At 71.0% G+C, this 18,277-nt stretch carries 21 protein-coding genes; 11 read left to right on the forward strand and 10 right to left on the reverse strand.

What is annotated here, in order from left to right; genetic code table 11:
* Position 1 precedes the first annotated feature (1 nt).
* Positions 2 to 406, reverse strand: coding sequence for a hypothetical protein (locus ABD817_RS13190; protein WP_344918149.1), 405 nt, complete (start codon positions 404 to 406; stop codon positions 2 to 4).
* Between the two features lie 175 nt (positions 407 to 581).
* Between ABD817_RS13190 and ABD817_RS13195 the strand changes: the two genes are divergently transcribed.
* From ABD817_RS13195 to ABD817_RS13205, 3 genes are all read left to right on the forward strand, one after another.
* Positions 582 to 1,319 carry a pyrimidine reductase family protein gene (locus ABD817_RS13195; protein ID WP_344918150.1) on the forward strand — a complete coding sequence of 246 codons (738 nt, stop codon included), beginning with the start codon at positions 582 to 584 and terminating at the stop codon, positions 1,317 to 1,319.
* A 247-nt stretch (positions 1,320 to 1,566) separates the two neighbouring features.
* On the forward strand, positions 1,567 to 1,956 hold the full coding sequence (locus ABD817_RS13200) for a hypothetical protein (protein WP_344918151.1): 390 nt from the start codon (positions 1,567 to 1,569) through the stop codon (positions 1,954 to 1,956).
* A 33-nt stretch (positions 1,957 to 1,989) separates the two neighbouring features.
* Entirely contained in the window at positions 1,990 to 2,799 is an 810-nt protein-coding gene (locus ABD817_RS13205) for a hypothetical protein (protein WP_344918152.1), read from the forward strand.
* A 55-nt stretch (positions 2,800 to 2,854) separates the two neighbouring features.
* Here the strand turns inward: ABD817_RS13205 and ABD817_RS13210 are convergent, their stop codons facing one another.
* Together ABD817_RS13210 and ABD817_RS13215 are read right to left on the reverse strand one after the other, a co-directional pair.
* Positions 2,855 to 3,307 (reverse strand): YbaB/EbfC family nucleoid-associated protein, encoded by a 453-nt coding sequence (locus tag ABD817_RS13210; protein WP_344918153.1) that lies wholly within the window; start codon positions 3,305 to 3,307, stop codon positions 2,855 to 2,857.
* A gap of 137 nt (positions 3,308 to 3,444) precedes the next feature.
* The gene (locus ABD817_RS13215) at positions 3,445 to 3,933 is read right to left on the reverse strand and encodes an NUDIX hydrolase (RefSeq protein WP_344918154.1); all 489 of its coding nucleotides are present in this window, start codon (positions 3,931 to 3,933) and stop codon (positions 3,445 to 3,447) included.
* A gap of 490 nt (positions 3,934 to 4,423) precedes the next feature.
* Between ABD817_RS13215 and msrB the strand changes: the two genes are divergently transcribed.
* On the forward strand, positions 4,424 to 4,825 hold the full coding sequence (msrB, locus tag ABD817_RS13220; protein WP_344918155.1) for a peptide-methionine (R)-S-oxide reductase MsrB: 402 nt from the start codon (positions 4,424 to 4,426) through the stop codon (positions 4,823 to 4,825).
* A gap of 171 nt (positions 4,826 to 4,996) precedes the next feature.
* Positions 4,997 to 5,131, forward strand: coding sequence for a hypothetical protein (locus ABD817_RS13225; RefSeq protein WP_344918156.1), 135 nt, complete (start codon positions 4,997 to 4,999; stop codon positions 5,129 to 5,131).
* Here ABD817_RS13225 and ABD817_RS13230 read toward each other — a convergent pair.
* The 3 genes from ABD817_RS13230 to hemG all read right to left on the reverse strand — a co-directional run bounded on the left by ABD817_RS13230 (position 5,113) and on the right by hemG (position 8,150).
* Positions 5,113 to 5,706 carry a hypothetical protein gene (locus tag ABD817_RS13230; protein WP_344918157.1) on the reverse strand — a complete coding sequence of 198 codons (594 nt, stop codon included), beginning with the start codon at positions 5,704 to 5,706 and terminating at the stop codon, positions 5,113 to 5,115. The two genes, ABD817_RS13225 and ABD817_RS13230, sit on opposite strands and share 19 nt — an antisense overlap.
* Positions 5,707 to 6,003: 297 nt before the next feature.
* The gene (gene hemQ / locus ABD817_RS13235; protein ID WP_344918158.1) at positions 6,004 to 6,705 is read right to left on the reverse strand and encodes a hydrogen peroxide-dependent heme synthase; all 702 of its coding nucleotides are present in this window, start codon (positions 6,703 to 6,705) and stop codon (positions 6,004 to 6,006) included.
* Between the two features lie 2 nt (positions 6,706 to 6,707).
* The gene (hemG, locus tag ABD817_RS13240; RefSeq protein ID WP_344918159.1) at positions 6,708 to 8,150 is read right to left on the reverse strand and encodes a protoporphyrinogen oxidase; all 1,443 of its coding nucleotides are present in this window, start codon (positions 8,148 to 8,150) and stop codon (positions 6,708 to 6,710) included.
* Positions 8,151 to 8,296: 146 nt separating this feature from the next.
* On the opposite strand from hemG, the gene ABD817_RS13245 reads away from it, so the two are divergent.
* Positions 8,297 to 9,310, forward strand: a complete 1,014-nt coding sequence (locus ABD817_RS13245; RefSeq protein ID WP_344918160.1) for a DUF4349 domain-containing protein — start codon at positions 8,297 to 8,299, stop codon at positions 9,308 to 9,310.
* Between the two features lie 22 nt (positions 9,311 to 9,332).
* Here the strand turns inward: ABD817_RS13245 and hemE are convergent, their stop codons facing one another.
* Both hemE and ABD817_RS13255 read right to left on the reverse strand, forming a co-directional pair.
* Positions 9,333 to 10,370, reverse strand: coding sequence for a uroporphyrinogen decarboxylase (gene hemE / locus ABD817_RS13250; RefSeq protein WP_344918161.1), 1,038 nt, complete (start codon positions 10,368 to 10,370; stop codon positions 9,333 to 9,335).
* A gap of 420 nt (positions 10,371 to 10,790) precedes the next feature.
* Entirely contained in the window at positions 10,791 to 10,931 is a 141-nt protein-coding gene (locus ABD817_RS13255) for a hypothetical protein (protein ID WP_344918162.1), read from the reverse strand.
* A gap of 138 nt (positions 10,932 to 11,069) precedes the next feature.
* Between ABD817_RS13255 and ABD817_RS13260 the strand changes: the two genes are divergently transcribed.
* Entirely contained in the window at positions 11,070 to 11,666 is a 597-nt protein-coding gene (locus tag ABD817_RS13260; protein ID WP_344918163.1) for a DUF3000 domain-containing protein, read from the forward strand.
* Positions 11,663 to 12,889, forward strand: coding sequence for an HRDC domain-containing protein (locus ABD817_RS13265; protein WP_344918164.1), 1,227 nt, complete (start codon positions 11,663 to 11,665; stop codon positions 12,887 to 12,889). The genes ABD817_RS13260 and ABD817_RS13265 overlap by 4 nt, the downstream gene beginning before the upstream one ends.
* Before the next feature lie 116 nt (positions 12,890 to 13,005).
* On the opposite strand, the gene ABD817_RS13270 is transcribed toward ABD817_RS13265, so the two are convergent.
* Positions 13,006 to 13,491 carry an ATP-binding protein gene (locus ABD817_RS13270; protein WP_344918165.1) on the reverse strand — a complete coding sequence of 162 codons (486 nt, stop codon included), beginning with the start codon at positions 13,489 to 13,491 and terminating at the stop codon, positions 13,006 to 13,008.
* Positions 13,492 to 13,811: 320 nt separating this feature from the next.
* Positions 13,812 to 14,780, reverse strand: coding sequence for a LacI family DNA-binding transcriptional regulator (locus tag ABD817_RS13275; protein ID WP_344918166.1), 969 nt, complete (start codon positions 14,778 to 14,780; stop codon positions 13,812 to 13,814).
* A gap of 348 nt (positions 14,781 to 15,128) precedes the next feature.
* Here ABD817_RS13275 and ABD817_RS13280 point away from each other — a divergent pair, with 348 nt between their 5' ends.
* Genes ABD817_RS13280 through ABD817_RS13290 form a run of 3 tightly spaced genes read left to right on the forward strand, consistent with a single transcriptional unit; the run spans position 15,129 to position 18,203 of the window.
* Positions 15,129 to 16,373, forward strand: coding sequence for an ABC transporter substrate-binding protein (locus ABD817_RS13280; RefSeq protein ID WP_344918167.1), 1,245 nt, complete (start codon positions 15,129 to 15,131; stop codon positions 16,371 to 16,373).
* Positions 16,374 to 16,377: 4 nt separating this feature from the next.
* Positions 16,378 to 17,376, forward strand: coding sequence for a carbohydrate ABC transporter permease (locus tag ABD817_RS13285; RefSeq protein ID WP_344918168.1), 999 nt, complete (start codon positions 16,378 to 16,380; stop codon positions 17,374 to 17,376).
* On the forward strand, positions 17,373 to 18,203 hold the full coding sequence (locus ABD817_RS13290; RefSeq protein WP_344918169.1) for a carbohydrate ABC transporter permease: 831 nt from the start codon (positions 17,373 to 17,375) through the stop codon (positions 18,201 to 18,203). The genes ABD817_RS13285 and ABD817_RS13290 overlap by 4 nt, the downstream gene beginning before the upstream one ends.
* Positions 18,204 to 18,277 lie beyond the last annotated feature (74 nt).

Below are 18,277 nucleotides of genomic sequence, written 5' to 3' on the forward strand. Positions count from 1 at the left end.
CTCAGACGCCGGACGCGATCGCGGCGGTGAGCAGGACGAGCACGAACGTCACCACCCCCACCGCGCCGTGCAGCAGGACGGCGACCATGGGAAAGCGCTGCTCGGCGCCCCGGGCGTGACGGCCCCCGCCCAGCCAGCGGGTGAACATCGTGAAGCCCAGCAGCGCGGAGGCCGAGAGCACTCCGAACGACAGCCAGGCGAAGAGCGGCTCCAGGGTGAGCACGTAGACGACCCAGCAGATCAGGGCGGAGACCGCCAGGACCGGATGAGCGAAGATCAGCAAGGTCGGAAAGCGAGTGACCTTGGTCGACTGCTGGCGCAGCCCTCCCCCGGAAAGCCAGATGTACAACAGGTAGATCCCGACCATCGCGGTGATCAACCATGTCACGATCGCGACAAGCCCCACACAGCCCTCCCGTGTCTCCAGGGATGAATCATGTATCGGGAGTTATCCGAAGTCACTACAAGCCATCACAACCGTTATCGACCAGGCCGGGAAAGTTCACAAGTCACCTTCGTGCGAAGGTAGGACAACCTACGCGCGCGCGAAGGTAGGGCGGCCTCCATGCGAAGGTAGGACAATGCGCCTCATCCATCCCGAAACCTCCGCCGAGGTCGACCTCGCGCGGGCCTACGCCTACCCCGACGGCCCGTGCCTCAGGGTCAACATGGTCGCCAGCGCCGACGGCGGGACCTGGCTGAAGGGACTGTCGGGCGACCTGTCGGGCAGGGGCGACCGCCAGGTCTTCTGGGTGCTGCGCGGGCTGGCCGACGTCGTCGTGGCCGGGGCGGCGACCGTACGGGCCGAGGGGTACGGCCCGGCACGGCCCAGGCCGTCGTGGCGAGGGCTGCGCGAGGGCCGCCCGGCCGCCCCGCCGGTGGCGGTGATCACCCGTGGGCTCGACCTCGACCTGTCGGGCCCGCTGTTCGCCGAGGCGGAGCCGCACGCGCGGACGATCGTCATCACCTGCGAGGCCGCGCCCAGGGAACGCCGCGAGGAGGCCGCCAGGCACGCCGACGTGATCGTGGCCGGGGGCGAGCGGGTGGATCCGGCGCTGGCGGTGCGGGAGCTCACCGAACGCGGCCTGGGCCGGATGCTGTGCGAGGGCGGCCCGAAGGTCAACGCCCTGCTGGCCGCCGCGGACCTGGTCGACGAGCTCTGCCTCACGGTGAGCCCGATACTGATCGGCGGGGACGCCGCCAGGGTCCTCGACGGCCCGCCCTCGCTCGCGCCCCTGCGCCTGGCCCACGTCCTGGAGGACGAGGGGTTCCTCTTCACCCGGTACGTCCGGCACCGCGAACAGACCGGGACCGCCTGACACCGAAACTCCGGCAACTCCAGCGTTCCCGTCCGCGCTCCCGCGCCAGGCGGACGCCCCCTGGAGGTTCCCCGGTACGGCCGAGCCCCGCTCGTCCGTACCGGGCTTTTTCGGATCTTTGTTAGAAAGATCGAAAGATACCGGTGGTGCTGCTGATTCTCCTGGTTTACTCCTCGTTCATGGACAGGAAAGCCGGAGTCGCGCCACGGGGGTGCGGCACGCGTGACATCCAGGAGGCCGACGCGCAGTGGTCGACGTCAACACCGATGCCCTCAAGGCCGCGACCCAGGATCTGATCAACACCCTCCGCCCGATCGCCGAGCAGGTCGACACCCTGGCCGGGGGCACCCATCTCAACCCCCTCCAGTGGGGCGTCATCGGCTCGGTCACGGTGGCCAACAACTACACACCGGCCCGCGAGTACCAGGCCAAGCAGGCCGCCGACTTCGTCAAATGCCTCGACGGCATCAACGCGGGACTGCTCAGCGTGGTGCTCCACTACCGGGAGGCCGAGCTGGCGACCGCCACCCGCGTACAGGACGCGCAGAAGATGGCCGACCTCCCGGGCAAGATCGCGCTGGACAGGTCCGACCTCGAAGGGGCGACGAAGGGCAAGGACCTGGGGCCCACCGACTAGACAGCTGGACAGACCAGACAGGAAGGAGGCCCCATGGCGGGCGAAGAGGCTCTCACCGGCGCCGCGGCCGAGGGTGCCGTCATCGGCGGGATGAAGCTCCTGGGCAAGTACGGCCCCTCGTGGGCCGCCAGCCTGGCGAAGATCCAGCTGGCCGGGACACTGGCGAAGCCCGCGGCGGGCGCGGCGGCCGTATGGCTGCTCGCCCAGCCGTGGGGCGACGAGGCGATCAGCGAGGTCTTCAACGACTGGCGCACGATCAACCTGAAGCTCTCGCACCTGCGGACCAGGGAGTGGGACAACGAACTCAAGGCGATCCAGACCGCCTGGCCGGAGGGTGAGGACCGCAAGGCCTTCGACACGTTCATGGGGGTGGTCCACCAGGAGGTCCAGCAGCTGGAGACGGCCGCGTTGCAGATGGCCAACGCGGTGCAGAGCGCCCAGTCGGACATCCAGAAGATCGTCAACAACGCCGGGGTGATCGTCGACAGCCTCCTGGGCATCATCATCGCCTCGGAGATCGCCGAGCTGATCGGCAAGCAGATGATGGCCTCGGCCCTGCCGCCGGTCGCCGCGCAGGGCGCCGTGGTGGCGGCGGTGGCCAAGGCCACCCAGGAGTCGTCCGGACTCCTGCTGATGGGCACGGCGGTCAACGCGATCGTCGGCGCGACGGCGGCCGTCATCTTCAGCATGGGCAACCTGACCGCGCTGATGAGCGCGGACAATCAGTTCCCCATGCCGCAGGCCAACCTCGACAGCGACGGCACGGACGGCAAGACGGACTTCGACGACATCACGCGCAGGAGCGCGGTCAGGTCGCCGGGAGAGGGCTGGTCCTACACCTGATCGTGAACACGGGGCGGGGGCGGCGTGCTCCCGCCCCGCCTCGTGTACGGCCGCGTCAGACCTCGTACTTGTCGCGCATCTCCCGCAGGCTCCGCAGCGCCTCGGCGACCCTCGGATCCGCGGAGACACCGGCGCCCGGGTCAAGGCTGGGCATCCGCCCCTGCAACGCCTCGCTGAACCCCGTCATGCCGCCGAGCAGGGGTGCCAGCACCTCGTCCATCCGGGCGGCCGCGACCTTCGTGGCCTCCCCGACGGCCTCCATGATCGCCTCTCCCAGCGCCTCGGAGCCCAGCCTCATGGCCCTGGGGTTGATGTCGACGCCCAGCAGGGCCCCGCCGGGAGCGACCTCCACCTTCACCAGCCCGTCGGCCGCCTCGCCGTGGGCCCGCAGGTCGGCCAGCTCCGCGCGCATCCCCTCGTACCGCGCCGAGAGCTTGTCGAACCCCTCCGCCAGCCGGTCCACCTCAGGGTTGCCCGTCCGCCCGAAGCGTCCGTCAGCCGTGGTCATCCGATCCTCCAGGAAACGACTCAAGATCAAAGAGTGCCAGATGCACTCTATTACCCCATCGGGCCCCGACGCGGGCGTACCGCTCCTATCAGACCGCGGGAGGACATACGGCGACGGGGCCCGGGAGAGCCACGCGTTCAGGCGTGCGCGGCCGACCAGCCGATGTGGGGTGCCGCGCGGGTGAGCAGGCCCGGCAGCGCGGGGTGCAGGGCGGACGGCAGCTCGCCCTCGCCGAACCAGGTCAGGCTCCCGATGCGGTCCGGCTCCGACGGCGTGACCTCCCGAGGGTCGACCAGCACCGCGAACTGGACGGACACCCAGTGCGTCAGCAGGTCTCCCGAGGTCCGCCTCACGTTGGCCACCCCCACCTGGACCAGGTCCAGAACGGTGGCGCCGAACTCCTCCCCCACCTCGCGCCGGACGCACTCCTCGAAGTCCTCCCCGAACCCGAGTTCGCCCGCGCCGGAGTCCCACACCTCACGGCTGTCCCTCGCCCCGGGACCGCGCAGGTGGAGAAGGACGCGGCCACCGCCGTCGTGGCAGACGAAGCTGCAGCTGACCCCGATGTGGGAGCGGCCCGCCGGGCGGGGGTCGACGGGGGCCGGATCGTCGTCGCGGTCGCTCAAGGGAGTCCGTCCTGGGTGCGGGGAGGCGCGGGCGCGTGCCCGCCGGTCGGTCGGGGACAACCGTAGGCCAACGGGGAACCGGGCCGCACGGCGGGATCGAGGCGCGCCGCGCCCGTCGATCGGGAACGACGGGCGGAACGGGTGGGTCCGCCCCGGAGCCGCCACGGCGGCGGGACCGGGCACTCGACGGGACGGACCGCATGATCACCTGTCGTCCCCACCGATGTCCAGGTGCTGGCGCGCCACCCGGACGGTGGCCTCGTGGCCGGCCCGCGGAGCGCGGGACGGCCGACAGGTGATTTCACCCCTCAGCGGGAAGGTGCAACACCCCCCATACCCCTAAAGACGCCAAAACGGTCATCATAGGATGCTTCGCCCTTCAAGATTTTTCCAGTCGCGAGTCGGACGTACGGCCGCCTCCCGGATCGGCCCTCCGCCCGCTCCTCCGCCCGCCCCTGCGCCCGCTCCGGCGACCGCATAGGCTGGCGGGATGGACAAGGTGGTAAAGAGCGACGCCGAATGGCGCGTCCAGCTCTCTCCCGAGGAGTTCCGTGTGCTCCGCCAGGCGGGGACCGAGCGTCCCTTCACCGGAGAGTACGTCGACACCAAGACCGTGGGCGTCTACAGTTGCCGGGCCTGCGGCGCCGAACTGTTCCGGTCCGACACCAAATTCGACAGCCACTGCGGCTGGCCCAGCTTCTACGAGCCGTCGAAGTCCGAGGCGGTGACGCTGATCGAGGACCGCTCGATGGGCATGACCCGCGTCGAGGTCAGGTGCGCGACCTGCGACTCCCATCTCGGCCACGTGTTCCACGGCGAGGGCTACGGCACGCCCACCGACGACCGCTACTGCATCAACTCCGTCTCGCTGAGACTGGAGCCCGTCGAGTAAGCCACCGGCCCGACATGAAGGCCCCGCCGGATCACACCTCCGGCGGGGCCTTCACGCGCTCGGACAGTCAGGCCACCCCGTCCGGAGGGTTAGTGAACCACCGGAAGGGGCAGGGCGTGACGACGCATAGTGTCCGGATATATCCGTAGCGTGTTCGTCCAAGGAGCCCCCGTGCATCTCCGCCATAAATGGGAGATCATCGAGACCATCGGCCGGGTGGTCACCCAGCGCTGCTCCGTCTGCGGCAAGACCAGGGTCCGGGTGATCCCGGCGATACGCCGTGCCGGCTATCGCGGCCGCGGATAGGTGAGGCGGCAGTCGGAGTCGTCGGGGCCGAGCACGTTGGCCAGGACCGGGTTGCCGTTCTCCCCGAACTCGGCCTGGACGAAGACCACGGGGCTGGGCACGCCGAGCTCTCCGACGAGATAGTCGACGCCCGCCTCACAGAGCTTGATCGCCTGTTTCGAGTTGTCCGCCGTCTCCGGCAGGTCCGTATATATCCGGAGATAGCCGCCGATCATGCGGATGTCCTTGACCCGCTTGGTCGCCTTGCGGCTCTCGAAGTAGGCCACCGCCTTCTTGTCGGTGTGCTTGGACGGTCCCGACGCCTCGGTCTCCCTGTCCTTCTGGCGTTTCTTCTCGGTCTTGGACCGTTTCGCGGCCGCCTCCTCGCTCTCCGCGTCCTTGGCGTCCTTCCCGTCCACCTCCGCGGCCACCACCGCGCCGCCCGCCGGAGCCCTGGGCGGCGCCATCGCCGCCACACCGCCGGGAACCGGCGCCCGGACCGGACCACCCTCGGGGGCCGACCCACCGGAGAACCACCCGCTCACCGCGAAAGCCCCCACCGCGAAGGCGGTGACGGCCACCGAGACCTCCAGCACGTGTGCGCGAGACTTCTTCCTCCGGCGCCCCCGAGCACGCCGCCTGGACCGTGCCAGACCTTCGCCCCTTTTCACCCTTGGCCTCACATAGACAGGGGATTTTCCCCGAGTATGGCAAAACCACGGGACGGTAAAGAGACCTTCACCGGATTATTTTTCGCCGGGCCGTCACAGGAGACACGTCCTTCCCCCCGCGAAACTCCCGGACCCCACGGGTTCGCGGGGTCCATGGTCTTCCGGAGCGGCGCCTCCACCCCCGGAGCCCCCATCGCGACGGAGGCTCACGACGGCTCACGGCTACGGCAGCGCGGCGATCAGCTCGCTCGGGGGCTTGCGGACCCCGGTGTAGAAGGGGATCTCCACCCGGGTGTGCCGCCGGGCCTCGGCGCCGCGCAGGACACGCATCAGGTCGACGATGCGGTGCAGCTCGTCGGCCTCGAACGCCAGCATCCACTCGTAGTCGTTCAGCGAGAAGCAGGCGACGGTGTTGGCCCGCACGTCGGGGTACTCGCGGGCCATCCTGCCGTGCTCGGCGAGCATCCGGCGGCGGTCGGCGTCGTCCAGCAGGTACCACTCCAGGGAGCGCACGAACGGGTAGACGCTCACGTACCCCCGAGGCTCCTCCTCGGCCAGGAAGGCCGGGATGTGTGACTTGTTAAACTCGGCCGGGCGGTGCAGCGCCATCGCCGACCAGACCGGCTCGGTCAGCTGTCCCAGGCCGGTGCGGCGGAAGCGCGAGTAGGTCTCCTGCAGGTCCTCGGCCGTCGGGGCGTGCCACCAGAACATGAAGTCGGCGTCGGCGCGGAAGCCCGCCACGTCGTACAGGCCGCGGGTGACCACGTCCTTGCGCCCCATCTGGGCCATGAGCTCCTCGACCTCGGCGGCCATGCCCTCGCGGTGCCCCGGGCAGCGCTCCCTCATCCTGAAGACCGACCACATCGTGTAGCGGATCACCTGGTTCAGGTCGCGCGCCTTGGGCCGCGGGTTCGCGTCCGTCATCGTCACCCCTTTGTCAACGAATCGGTGCTGTTCTGCCATTCTCTCGCGGGATCCAGGTGGTCGAGAATCCGGGCCGCCGCGGTACGGGCGGTGGCGACGCAGGCGGGAATGCCGAGGCCGTCGTAGGCGGCGCCGCACAGGGCCAGGCCCGGCTGGTCGGCGGCGGACGCCCGGATGCGGGCCACCCGGTCGAGGTGGCCCACCTCGTACTGCGGCAGGGACCCTCCCCAGCGGGTCACCCGCGAGTCGCGGGGCAGTCCGCGCACGCCCATGACCTCGGCCATCTCGGCCATCGCCAGCGCGACCAGCTCCGCGTCGTCGCGCTGGAGCAGGGCCTCCTCGCCGATCCTGCCGATCGAGCAGCGCAGCAGGACCAGGCCGGGGTCGCTCTCGGTCAGGTGCGGCCACTTGACCGAGCTGAACGTGGCGGCCTTGATCGGCCGCCCGTCGACGGCCGGGACCAGGTAGCCGCTGCCGCTCGGCGGCCTGGGGAACGCCGCGCGCGGGTAGGCGAGGGTGACGATCGCCATGCTGGCGTACTCGATCCTGCCCAGCTCCGCGGCGGCCCGGGGCACCTCCCGGGCGAGCAGACGGCTCGCCGCGGGGGCGGGAACGGCGATGATCACCGCGTCGGCCTCGACGATCTCCGGCGCGGGGACGGGACCGGTGACCAGCAGCCAGCCGTCCTCGGTCCGCCGCAGCTCCCGCACCGTGACGCCGGTCCTGATCTCGGCCCCCGAGGCGGCGGCGACGGCCCCGGGCAGGCTGCCCATCCCCCGGCGCAGCGTGGTGAAGACGGGCCCGGCGTCCCTGGGGGCGTCGGCGGCGATCTCCCTGGCCGCGGCGAGCAGCGACCGCTCGGACCTGGCCGCGATGGCGATCTTCGGCATGGTCGCGTCCAGCGAGAGCCACTCGGCCCTGCCCGCGTAGACGCCGCCGAGCAGCGGCTCGACGAGCCGATCGACCACCTCCCCGCCCATCCTGGCCCGGATGTACGCCGCCACCGACACGTCGGTGCTGATGCGCGTGGCCGGGAGGAGGTGGTCCAGCGGCACCCGGGCGAGGCCCCCCGGGCTCAGGATGCCCGATCTGGCCAGCGCGAGGACGTCGGAGGGGACGCCCATGACGTGCCCCTGCGGCATGGGCCGCAGCGCGCCCCTGGTCAGGATGCCCGCCCGGATGGTGCCGGGCAGCCTCAGCTCGTCGCCCAGCCCGGCCAGCTCGGCCAGCTCCCTGCCCTCGGGCCGCCGGGCGAGCATCGCCTCGGCCCCCGCGTCCATCGTGACCCCCGCCACCTCGGTGGCGTGGAGCTTGCCGCCGACCCGCGAGGCGCCGTCGAGGACGGTCACCCTGAGGTGCTCGCCGCGCTGCCGCAGGTGCCACGCGGCGGCCAGTCCGGCGATCCCGCCGCCGACGACCACCACGTGCCTCCGCTTGCCTTCCATGACTACCGACCGTATCGCCCCCTCCTCCCGCCCGCGTATCCCGCCTTGCGCCCTCGGCGCCCCGTGACCCGGCGGCGCGGAGAACGTGACGCCATCGTGACTGCCTCTCGCCGAACCGCTCCGCCGAACCCGGCGTCATGAGGTTCATGAGCAGATTCCGGTACGGTCCGCGCCTGGCGGCTCCCCTGGTGGGCCTGGCGCTGTTGGTGTCCGCCTGCGGGGGCGGCGCCGACGTGGAGAGCGCGTCCTCCGGCGGCGCCCCCGCCTCCAGCGCACGGGCGGCCCTGCCCGAGACGGCCCCGCAGGACGCCTCGGCCAGGGACTCCGCCCCCCAGGGCGACGCCCAGAAGACCGCCCAGGTGAAGGTGGCCCCCCAGGACCGGGCGATCGTCTACACGGCGGAGATGACGGTCAGGGCCAAGGACGTCACCTCCGCGGCCGACAGGGCCCGGCAGATCGTCACCACCGCGGGCGGCTACCTGGCCATGGAGAGGTCGGACGCCCACTCCGGCGGCGAGGGCTCCGCGACACTGGTCTTCAAGATCCCGCCGGGGAACTATCCCGGCACGCTCGACCGCCTGGGCAAGGACCTGGGCACCCGCGAGTCGCTGCGGCAGAACACCGAGGACGTCACCGAGCAGGTCGCCGACGTGGAGAGCCGGCTGAAGTCGGCCAGGGCCGCCCTCGACTCGCTGCGCACGCTGCTGAAGCGGGCCAACACCATCGGCGAGGTGCTCGAGGTCGAGCGGGAGGTCTCCAACCGCGAGAGCGAGCTGGAGTCTTTGCAGGCCAGGCAGAAGACCCTCGCCTCACAGACGAGCGTGGCGACGCTGACGCTGAACCTGGTCGGCCCGGCGACGGTGATCCCGGAGGAGGACGACGAACCGTCCGGCTTCCTCGGCGGCCTGGAGACGGGATGGAGCGCCTTCGTCGCCGCCGTCAAGATCGGCCTGACGCTCCTGGGCGTGCTGCTCCCCTGGCTGGTCCTGATCGGCCTGATCTGGCTCGCGGCGACCTTCGTGCTCCGCCTGCGCCGTGGCGGGCGGGGCGACAAGCCGCTCGCCTCCGCTCCCAGGGACCCCGGGCCGGACGACGACACGGATGACGAGGACGAGGGGCCCGTCCCCATGAACCCGGGAAGGAGCGGCGCCCCCGGGTGAACGCCCCGGGCGCGCGGGCCGATCAGCGAGCCGAGGCCTCGTGGACGAAGTCGGTGAGGCGGGCCAGCTGGTCGGGATCGGTGCCGGGCAGCACGCCGTGCCCCAGGTTGAACACGTGGCCCTCGGTCCCGGCCGCGCGGGCGAGGATCTCGCCCGCCCGGCGCTCGACGACCTCCCACGGGGCGAGCAGGATCGCCGGGTCCAGGTTGCCCTGCAGCGCCTTGCCCGGACCGACCCGCGAGGCGGCCTCGTCGAGCGGGACCCGCCAGTCGACGCCCACGACGTCGGCCCCCGCCTGGCCGAGCAGGCCGAGCAGCTCGCCGGTGCCGACGCCGAAGTGGATGCGCGGGGCGTCCAGATCCGCCAGGCCCTCGAAGATCCGGCTGGTGTAGGGGAGGACGAACTCGCGGTAGTCGTCGCGGGACACCGCGCCGACCCAGGAGTCGAAGAGCTGGACGGCGGAGGCCCCGGAGGCGAGCTGCACGCGCAGGAAGCCCAGGGTGATCTCGGTCAGCCGGTCCATGAGGGCGTGCCACAGCTCGGGCTCGCCGTACATCATGGCCTTGGTGTGGTCGTGGTTCTTGGAGGGGCCGCCCTCGATCAGATAGGACGCCAATGTGAACGGCGCCCCCGCGAACCCGATGAGGGGAGTCGCGCCCAGCTCCTTCGTCAGTCCCTGGACGGCCTCGGTGACGTAGGAGACGTCGTCCGGCTCGATCGGGCGCAGTGTCCTGACCGCCTCGGCGTCCCTGATCGGCGCGGCCACCACCGGCCCGACGCCGGGCTTGATGTCGAGGTCGACGCCGATCGCCTTGAGCGGGACGACGATGTCGCTGAAGAGGATGGCCGCGTCCACGCCGTAGCGGCGGACCGGCTGCATCGTGACCTCCACGACCAGCTCGGGGGTGGCGCAGGCCGTGAGCATCGGCACCCCCTCGCGGAGCGCCCGGTATTCGGGCAGCGAGCGACCGGCCTGGCGCATGAACCACACCGGCGTGTGGGAGACGGACCGGCGGCGGCAGGCGCGCAGGAAAACGGAGTCGGCGAGCTCGGAAGTCACCCCACCAGGGTGCCATGCCGGGAGACCGGTCGGCTCACCACGGCCGACGACGGAGGAGATCGATCCGAAATCACCGGCTATTCAATGAGATGGCACGTCACACCACCCGGACACTGCCAAGTGATGACAATGATCGTGTCTTACCGGTTTTGAGAGCTTCGTCCACTGAAATCCGATGTTGGCACGCGGCAGGTGACATCACGCGGAGCGAAGCGATCATGTTTCCGGGTACAGTTCCTCCCATCGGCGATCCTGGCCCGGCCCCCGGCTGGTCCAAATGTTCGCCAAGTCACCGCGCGGCATCGATTCCCGCACCACTTTGGGGACACGCCGAGCACGCTGCGCGGAAATGTCGGCGCGACGTGCCAACGTCGGACCACGACCCGACGAAAGGCCCGTGCGATGTCCACCATGTGGAGTTCACCCGAACGTCGCGGTGAGCACCGTGCCTCCTACGCCCGCGGGCGGGTTCCCGAACGACGCCCCCACCCCGGCGCTCACGGCCGGGACGAACGCCCGGAACGGGCCGGTGCCGGACGGGTCCGCGCCGGGTACGGTCACGCGCCCCTCCTGGGAGTGCCCACCGGCGGGGTCGCCCCCGCCCTCCGCAGGTCGCCGGCAGCGGCTTGATCGGTTCCAATGGCTCCTACACACACCCCAGTGGTCCCCATGCGATCAGTTTCGACCTACGCTTCCGATATGACCGTCGGTGACGCGCCGCCCGCTCCCGCCGCCTTCAGGCGCGCGGTGGCGAGCATGCGCCCCGCGGAGGTCAGGCCCGAGATCGAGCTGGAGGACATCCCGGCCCCACAGCGCCTGGCCCCCTACTCGGCCGCGATCGGCGCGTCGGTGTACCGCGACGACGACGAGCTCGCGGTCGGCCGCCTCATCGTGCTCTTCGATCCCGACGGCCAGCGCGGCTGGGACGGCCAGTTCCGGCTCGTCGCCTACGTGCGGGCCGACATGGAGCCGGAGATCACCGAAGACCCGCTGCTCGGCCCCGTCGCGTGGAGCTGGCTCACCGAGTCGCTCGACGCGCACGACGCCGGCTACGCCGCCGCCGGAGGCACCGTCACCCGGGCGGTCTCCGAGGGGTTCGGCAACAAGGCCGACGACCCGGTGACCACCGAGCTGGAGCTGCGCGCGTCCTGGTCGCCGCTGCAGGAGGACCTCTCCGGCCATGTCGCCGCCTGGTGCGACCTGATGTGCCTCGCCGCGGGCATACCACCCCTGCCACCCGACGTGGCGGCGCTGCCGCCGCGCCGTCGCGAAGATCCGGAGCCCTTCAGAACGTGACCGATGAGACGACCGTAGTCCCGCTGCTGGAACCTCGCGAGGGAATCCCACCCGTCGTCGAGGACCCGGCCGCCTTCGCGCGCGTGGTGCGCGCCTTCGCCGAGGGCACCGGCCCCGTCGCCGTCGACGCCGAGCGCGCCTCCGGCTACCGCTACAGCGGCCGCGCCTATCTGGTCCAGCTGCGCCGCGCCGGCGCGGGCAGCGCCCTGATCGACCCCATACGCTGCCCCGACCTGTCGGAGCTCGACGCGGCGCTGGCCGACGCGGAGGTGGTGCTGCACGCGGCCTCCCAGGACCTGCCGTGCCTGGCCGAGGTGGGCTTCCACCCCCGCGAGCTGTTCGACACCGAGCTGGCGGGCCGGCTTCTCGGCTACGAGCGGGTCGGGCTCGGCCTGATGGTGGAGAACGTCCTCGGATTCAGGCTGGAGAAGGGTCACTCGGCCGCCGACTGGTCCACCCGCCCCCTGCCGGAAGACTGGCTGCGCTACGCCGCGCTCGACGTCGAGGTCCTGATCGAGCTCCGCGACGTCCTGTACGAGGAGCTGGCCTCCAGCGGCAAGCTGGCGTGGGCGCGGGAGGAGTTCGCCGCCGTGCTCGCGCACAAGGCCCCCGCCCCGCGCTCCGACCCGTGGCGGCGCACCTCCGGAATCCACAAGGTCCGCTCGCTGCGCGGGCTGGCGGTGGTACGGGAGCTGTGGACGCTCCGCGACGGGCTCGCCCGCGAGTCCGACGTCGCCCCCGGCCGGGTCCTGCCCGACTCGGCGATCGTCACGGCCGCCCTGGAGCTGCCCCGCACCACCAAGGCGCTCACCGACATCCCCCCGTTCACCGGCCGCAGCGCCCGGCGGCACCTGCGCGACTGGCTGGCCGCGATCGGCGCCGCCCGCTCGCTGCCCGACTCGGAGCTGCCGCAGCCCAGCACCCCCGGCGACGGGCCGCCGCCGGCCAACCGGTGGATGGACCGCGACCCGGTGGCCGCCCGCAGGCTCGCCGCCGCCAGGGCCGTGGTGGCCGCGCTCGCCGACGAGCACCACATGCCCGCGGAGAACGTGATCCAGCCCGACGCGGTACGCCGCCTGACCTGGGAGCCACCCCCGGTCATCGACGACGAGGCCGTGATCGCCCGGCTGCGCGAGCTGGGTGCCAGGGAGTGGCAGATCGGGCTGACCGCCCACCCGATCGCCAAGGCCCTGCTCCGCCTGGAGATCAAGGGCCAGGTGTGAGGCGCATGAGACCCCCGCCCTTTACAAAGTAGATCATTTCTCGCTCCGCCCCGAGGCCAGGCCGGGCACGTCCGCCCCGGCCCGGGTCTCCGGGATGCGGAACGTTCCAGATCTCCTCAGGGGCGGCAGGTCGCGGAGAGCGCCCGGAGCGGGGATCGCTCCGCCTCGTCGTTCTCGTCCCCGGCATGCTCCGGCCGCACGTAGGGGATGGCGCACCACACCGTCCGGCCCAGTCCACGGCCGTGCTCGCGGGTCCCCCAGCGCCCGCCGGAGAGCCGGTCGACGATGAGCAGGCCGCGACCGCGCCTGGCCCCGGGAGGCTGGTCCAGCGGGATGTGCGGCGCGCGGGAGGCGGAGCCGGGATCGGAGACCTCGACGCGGACGGAGTCGAGGGTGGCGGTCAGGGTGAGGCCGATCAGGTCGTCCACCAGGCCCCGGTCGGCGTGCTCCACGGCGTTCGCCAGCAACTCCGAGACCACCTGGACGACATCCGGCAGGAGGACGTGGTCCCGGCCGAGGGCCTCGCGCGTCTCGCGGCGCGCCCGCCCGACCGATTCGTAGGCACTGTCCAGAAATACCTCCGTGAGCTTTCCCGTCTCCATATCCGAAGCCCTCCACCTGGATTTCACGAATCGCCGTCTTCACGTCCGTCCCCGCGGGGAATCCCTCGAAGAACGACTACCCTTCGTGTCCGGCTCGACACGCGCCGGGCGCGCACTTCCGGGGCTTTCCGCGCGACCGCGAAAGGACCCGCGACATTCGTCCGTACCGTCTCGGTACCGGCCCTTTCGCGGGGAACACAATTCGGTGCGGAGTTCGGTGGGCACGCGATACCGCCGAATGTCATGAAAGCGATGCGGTAGCTCTCCCGACGGCGTCGCGCCCCCGAGAGCGGGCAGCGGGGGTGACGGTAGGGCGAGGGTCACGCCCCGGGGGGCGACTCCCCGGACCCCCGGGCGATGAGCTCCACCGGCACCGTCACGCGGCGGACCGGACGGCCCGGGTCGGCGATGCGGGCCAGGAGCATGTCGATCGCGGTGCCGCCGATCGTCGCGGCGTCCTGGGCGACCACGGTCAGGTCGGGACGCAGGCTGGTGGCGAGCTCGGAGTCGTCGAACCCGACGACGGCGACGCGCTCGGAGCCGCCCCGCAGGCAGCGCAGCACCTCGACGCTGGTGGTGGCGTTCCCCGTGACGACGGCGGTCGCCGGGGACGGTCCCGACAGGACCGTGTGCACCGCCGCGGCGATCCGGCCCGGCTCGATCCTGCCGGGGTGGACCATCCCCTCGGCGGGGGCGCCGTGCGCCGCGAGGCAGCCTCGGAAGGCGGCGGCCCGCTCGTGGCCGGTGAAGATGCGCTCGTCGTCGCCGATGTAGGCGACGCGCTCGTGGCCGTGCCGGACGAGGTGCTCGAAGGCGAGCTCGATGCCCGCGACGTTGTCGGAGATCACGCAGTCGACGTCGAGGCCGTGGACGGGCCGGTCGACGGCGACGAGCGACAGGCCCGCGTCCAGCTCGGGGACCAGGTAGTCGTGCCCGCTCCCTATGGGTTCGAGGATGATCCCGTCGAAGCGGCGCCGGCACATCGACATCACGACGTCGCGTTCCAGCTGCTCGTCGTCCTCGGTCGAGGCGGCGAGCACCATGAGCTTGGCAGCGCGCGCCGAGCGTTCCAGGGCCTGGAGCACGGGGTTGACGTGCGAGAGCTGCCGGACGGCCGCCCCGAGGGTGCCGGTGACCCCCAGGCGCAGCTGGCGGGCCCGCTCGTCCGGCTGGTACTCCAGGCTCGCGATGGCGGCGTGGACCCTGGTGGCCAGGTCGGAGCCCACCGTGGGGTCCTGGTTGACGACGCGGGAGACGGTGCGCAGCGCCACCCCCGCCTCTCGCGCCACATCGACCATCGTCGGCCGGCGACCGCGGCGCTTGCCGTTCACAGTGACCCCATCCCCTCCGTGCCAATGGCGCCCTCAGCGCCGTCGGCGCCCCCGGCAGGCCCCCACGAGCCTGTCACGAGTCTCCACCGGCTCCCATCATCGGGAGGATCGGCCCGATCGGCCACCCTCGTGTTCATCCACCCGACGTGACTAACTCGTTGCGAAGTCACCTCTTGAAACCTGGCGGTAACACCCTACCCTTCGAGATAACGTTATCTCGCCTCCGGCTCATACACTCGACGCCGGAGCAAGGAGGGCTGCGCTTTGCGTAGATCAATAGCAGTTGGCCTGGTCACACTACTCGCCGTGAGCGGGTGTGGCATGGGTGCCGAGGCGGAGAAGCCCGCCGCCGGTGGCGGAAACGTCACGCTGAGTTTCCTGGTGTTCGAGACGCCGAACCTCGACGCGGCGTTCTGGGACGCGGCGATCGCGCGGGCGTCCGCGAAGGTCCCCGGCGTGACCATCAAGAAGCTCGTGACGCCGAACGTGGACCGGACCGGCTACGCCAAGCAGCTGGACGCCTCGGGGAACCTCCCGGACATCCTCCAGTCGGTCAACCCGGCCGGCTTCGCCGAGGCGGGCAAGTTCGCGGCCTTCACCGCCGACGAGCTCAAGAACTTCGTCGCGCCGACCGCGGGCGCCGTCGCGGGCAAGATCTACCAGTTGCCGTACAACACGCAGGTCATCCCGGTGGTCTACTACAACAAGACCCAGTTCGCCGAAGCGGGCATCACCGAGACGCCGACGACATACCAGCAGATGCTGGACATCTCCGCCAAGCTGAAGGCCAAGAAGATCACCCCGTTCGTGGTCGGCGGCGGTGGCGCGGACACCTGGGCGGACATGTATCCGCTGACCGGCACCGTCGCCACGGACGTCTACAAGAAGACCCCCGACTGGCTGACGCAGCGGGCCACGGGCTCGGTGAAGTTCACCGACCCCGCCTTCACCTCGGCCGCCCAGAAGATCGCCGACCTGGCGAAGCAGGGCTACATCGACCCGGCGGGCCTGAGCCGCTCGTACGCCGACACCGAGCAGGCCTTCCGCGACGGCAAGGGCGCCATGTACCCCATGGGCTCCTGGTTCGCGACCTCGGCCGACAACAAGAAGCCCGACTTCGAGATCGGCGCCTTCCCCTGGCCCTCCGACGACGGCTCCCTCGTCGTGCCGACCTTCACCGGCGGCGGCACCTCCGTCAGTGCCACCGCGGCCAACGTCGACCTGGCCAAGAAGTGGGCGCTCGCCTTCGACGAGGACCAGCAGAACAACGACGCCTTCGTCAAGGCCGACGGCTCGATCCCGGCGATCAAGGGCTACAAGCCCCCGGCGGACATGGGCCCGGTCTACAAGGCGACCGTCGAGATCTACGAGCGGGGCATGGCGGAGAACGCCATCGTCAACGCCTTCTCCCAGGAGACCGGGGACGGCTCGCTGCCCCCCGGCCTGGCCGACAAGACCGCCGTCGCGGTCCAGGACCTGATCACCGGCGAGAAGCCGACCTCCGAGTTCACGGCCTACCTGGACGACCAGTGGGCGAAGGCGACGCAGTAGCGCCATGACAGACACGCGACACGGGGTGCGCGGCGGGGACCCTCCCGCGGCGCACCGCCCGCCCTCCCCGGACGGCCTCACCCTCGCCCCCGCCCCCACCCGCCGCCGGCCACCGCGCGGCCGGCGGCTGGTGAGCGGCAGGATCACCACCTTCGCCCTGTTCGCCCTTCCCGGCCTGCTGGCGTACCTGCTGTTCGTCCTGGTGCCGATCGGCATGACGGCGTACTACAGCCTGACCAACCGCAACCCGTTCAACCCGCCGACCACGTGGGTGGGGCTGCGCAACTACATGGAGCTGCTGGACGACGCCGAGTTCCTCAGGGCGCTGGCGAACACCATCGTGGTGACCGTCATCGTGATGGTGCTGGCCAACGTGGGCGGCCTGCTGATCGCGCAGCTGCTCGACCGGCCCACCCGGCTCTACGTCGCGCTGCGCGGGGTGTTCTTCACCCCCGTGGTGCTGAGCTCGGTGGTGGTGAGCGTCATCTGGCAGGTCGTCCTCACCGACGACGGCCTGCTCAACTCCGCGCTGCGCGGCCTGGGTGTCGAGGACCCGCCCGGCTGGCTGTCCGACCCGGGCATCGCGCTCTACACGATCGCGTGGGTCATCACCTGGCAGATGCTCGGCTTCTGCGTGGTGGTCTACCTCGCCGGGCTGCAGGGCGTGCCGCGCGAGCTGCAGGAGGCGGCGGCCATCGACGGGTGCGGCCCGCTGGCCCGGTTCCGCAACGTCACCTGGCCGATGCTCGCCCCGGCGCTCACCATCAACACGGTGATGCTGCTGATCACCGGGTTCAAGGCGTACGACCAGATCCAGGTCATCACCAACGGCGGGCCGGGAACGGGGACCACGACCACCATGGCCTTCCAGGTGGTGCAGACCTCCTTCAACGGCAACCGCGTCGGCTACGGCTCGGCGATGGCCGCGGTGATGCTCGTGCTGGTCGCGTGCGTCTCGGTGTTCGTGCTCCGCGTGCTGCAACGACGGGAGGTGACCCGGTGAACGACACCCGTGTCCCCTGGCTGCGCCCGGTGGTCGCCCTGTTCGTCAGCGCGGTGTTCTTCATGCCGCTCTACCTGGTGCTGGTCAACGTCTTCAAGCACGGCGCGGACATCGTGCCCGACCCGGCGGGCCTGCCGTCGCCGCCGACCATGGACAACATCGCCGCCGTCCTGTCGCGCCCGGACAACCTGTTCGTGTACGGCCTGGTCAACAGCATCGCGGTGACGGCGATCTCGATCACCATCCTGACGGTGCTGTCGGCGATGCTCGGCCACTACATCGCCCGCTCCAGGCACCTGCTGGCCAAGGTGGTGATGGTGACGCTGCTGTGCGGCCTGCTCATCCCCTCGCCGGTCATCCTCGCCCCGATCACCATGGTGCTGCGGACGCTGGGCCTGATGAGCACGGCGCCGGGGCTGATCCTGGTCAACCTCGGCTACTACGTGCCGTTCGGGGTGCTGCTCTTCATGGGGTTCGTCAAGTCGGTCCCGCTGGAGCTGGAGGAGGCCGCCAGGCTCGACGGCGCGAGCACCTTCCGCACCTTCTGGCAGGTGGTCTTCCCGCTGCTGCGCCCGGCCTCGGCGAGCGTCCTGATCTTCCTCGGCGTGTGGATCTGGAACGACTTCCTCACCCCGCTGATCGTCCTGGGGCCGGACAGCGGCACCACCGTCACGGTCGGCGTCTACCGGGCGATCGGCGAGCACCAGTCGGACTTCGGCTCGGTCTTCGCCTTCATGTTCCTCGCCACGCTGCCGATCCTCGTCTTCTACCTGGCCCTGCAGAGCAGCTTCGTCAAGGGGCTCACCGGCGGGGCGATCAAGGGCTGAGGAGCCCCCGGACACCCGCCTCCGTACGCGCACGCCCTCCCCCGTCCCGACCATGCAAAGGCGCTGAATGTTGA

The sequence above is a fragment of the Streptosporangium oxazolinicum genome (assembly GCF_039537505.1).
Lineage (GTDB): Bacteria > Actinomycetota > Actinomycetes > Streptosporangiales > Streptosporangiaceae > Streptosporangium > Streptosporangium oxazolinicum.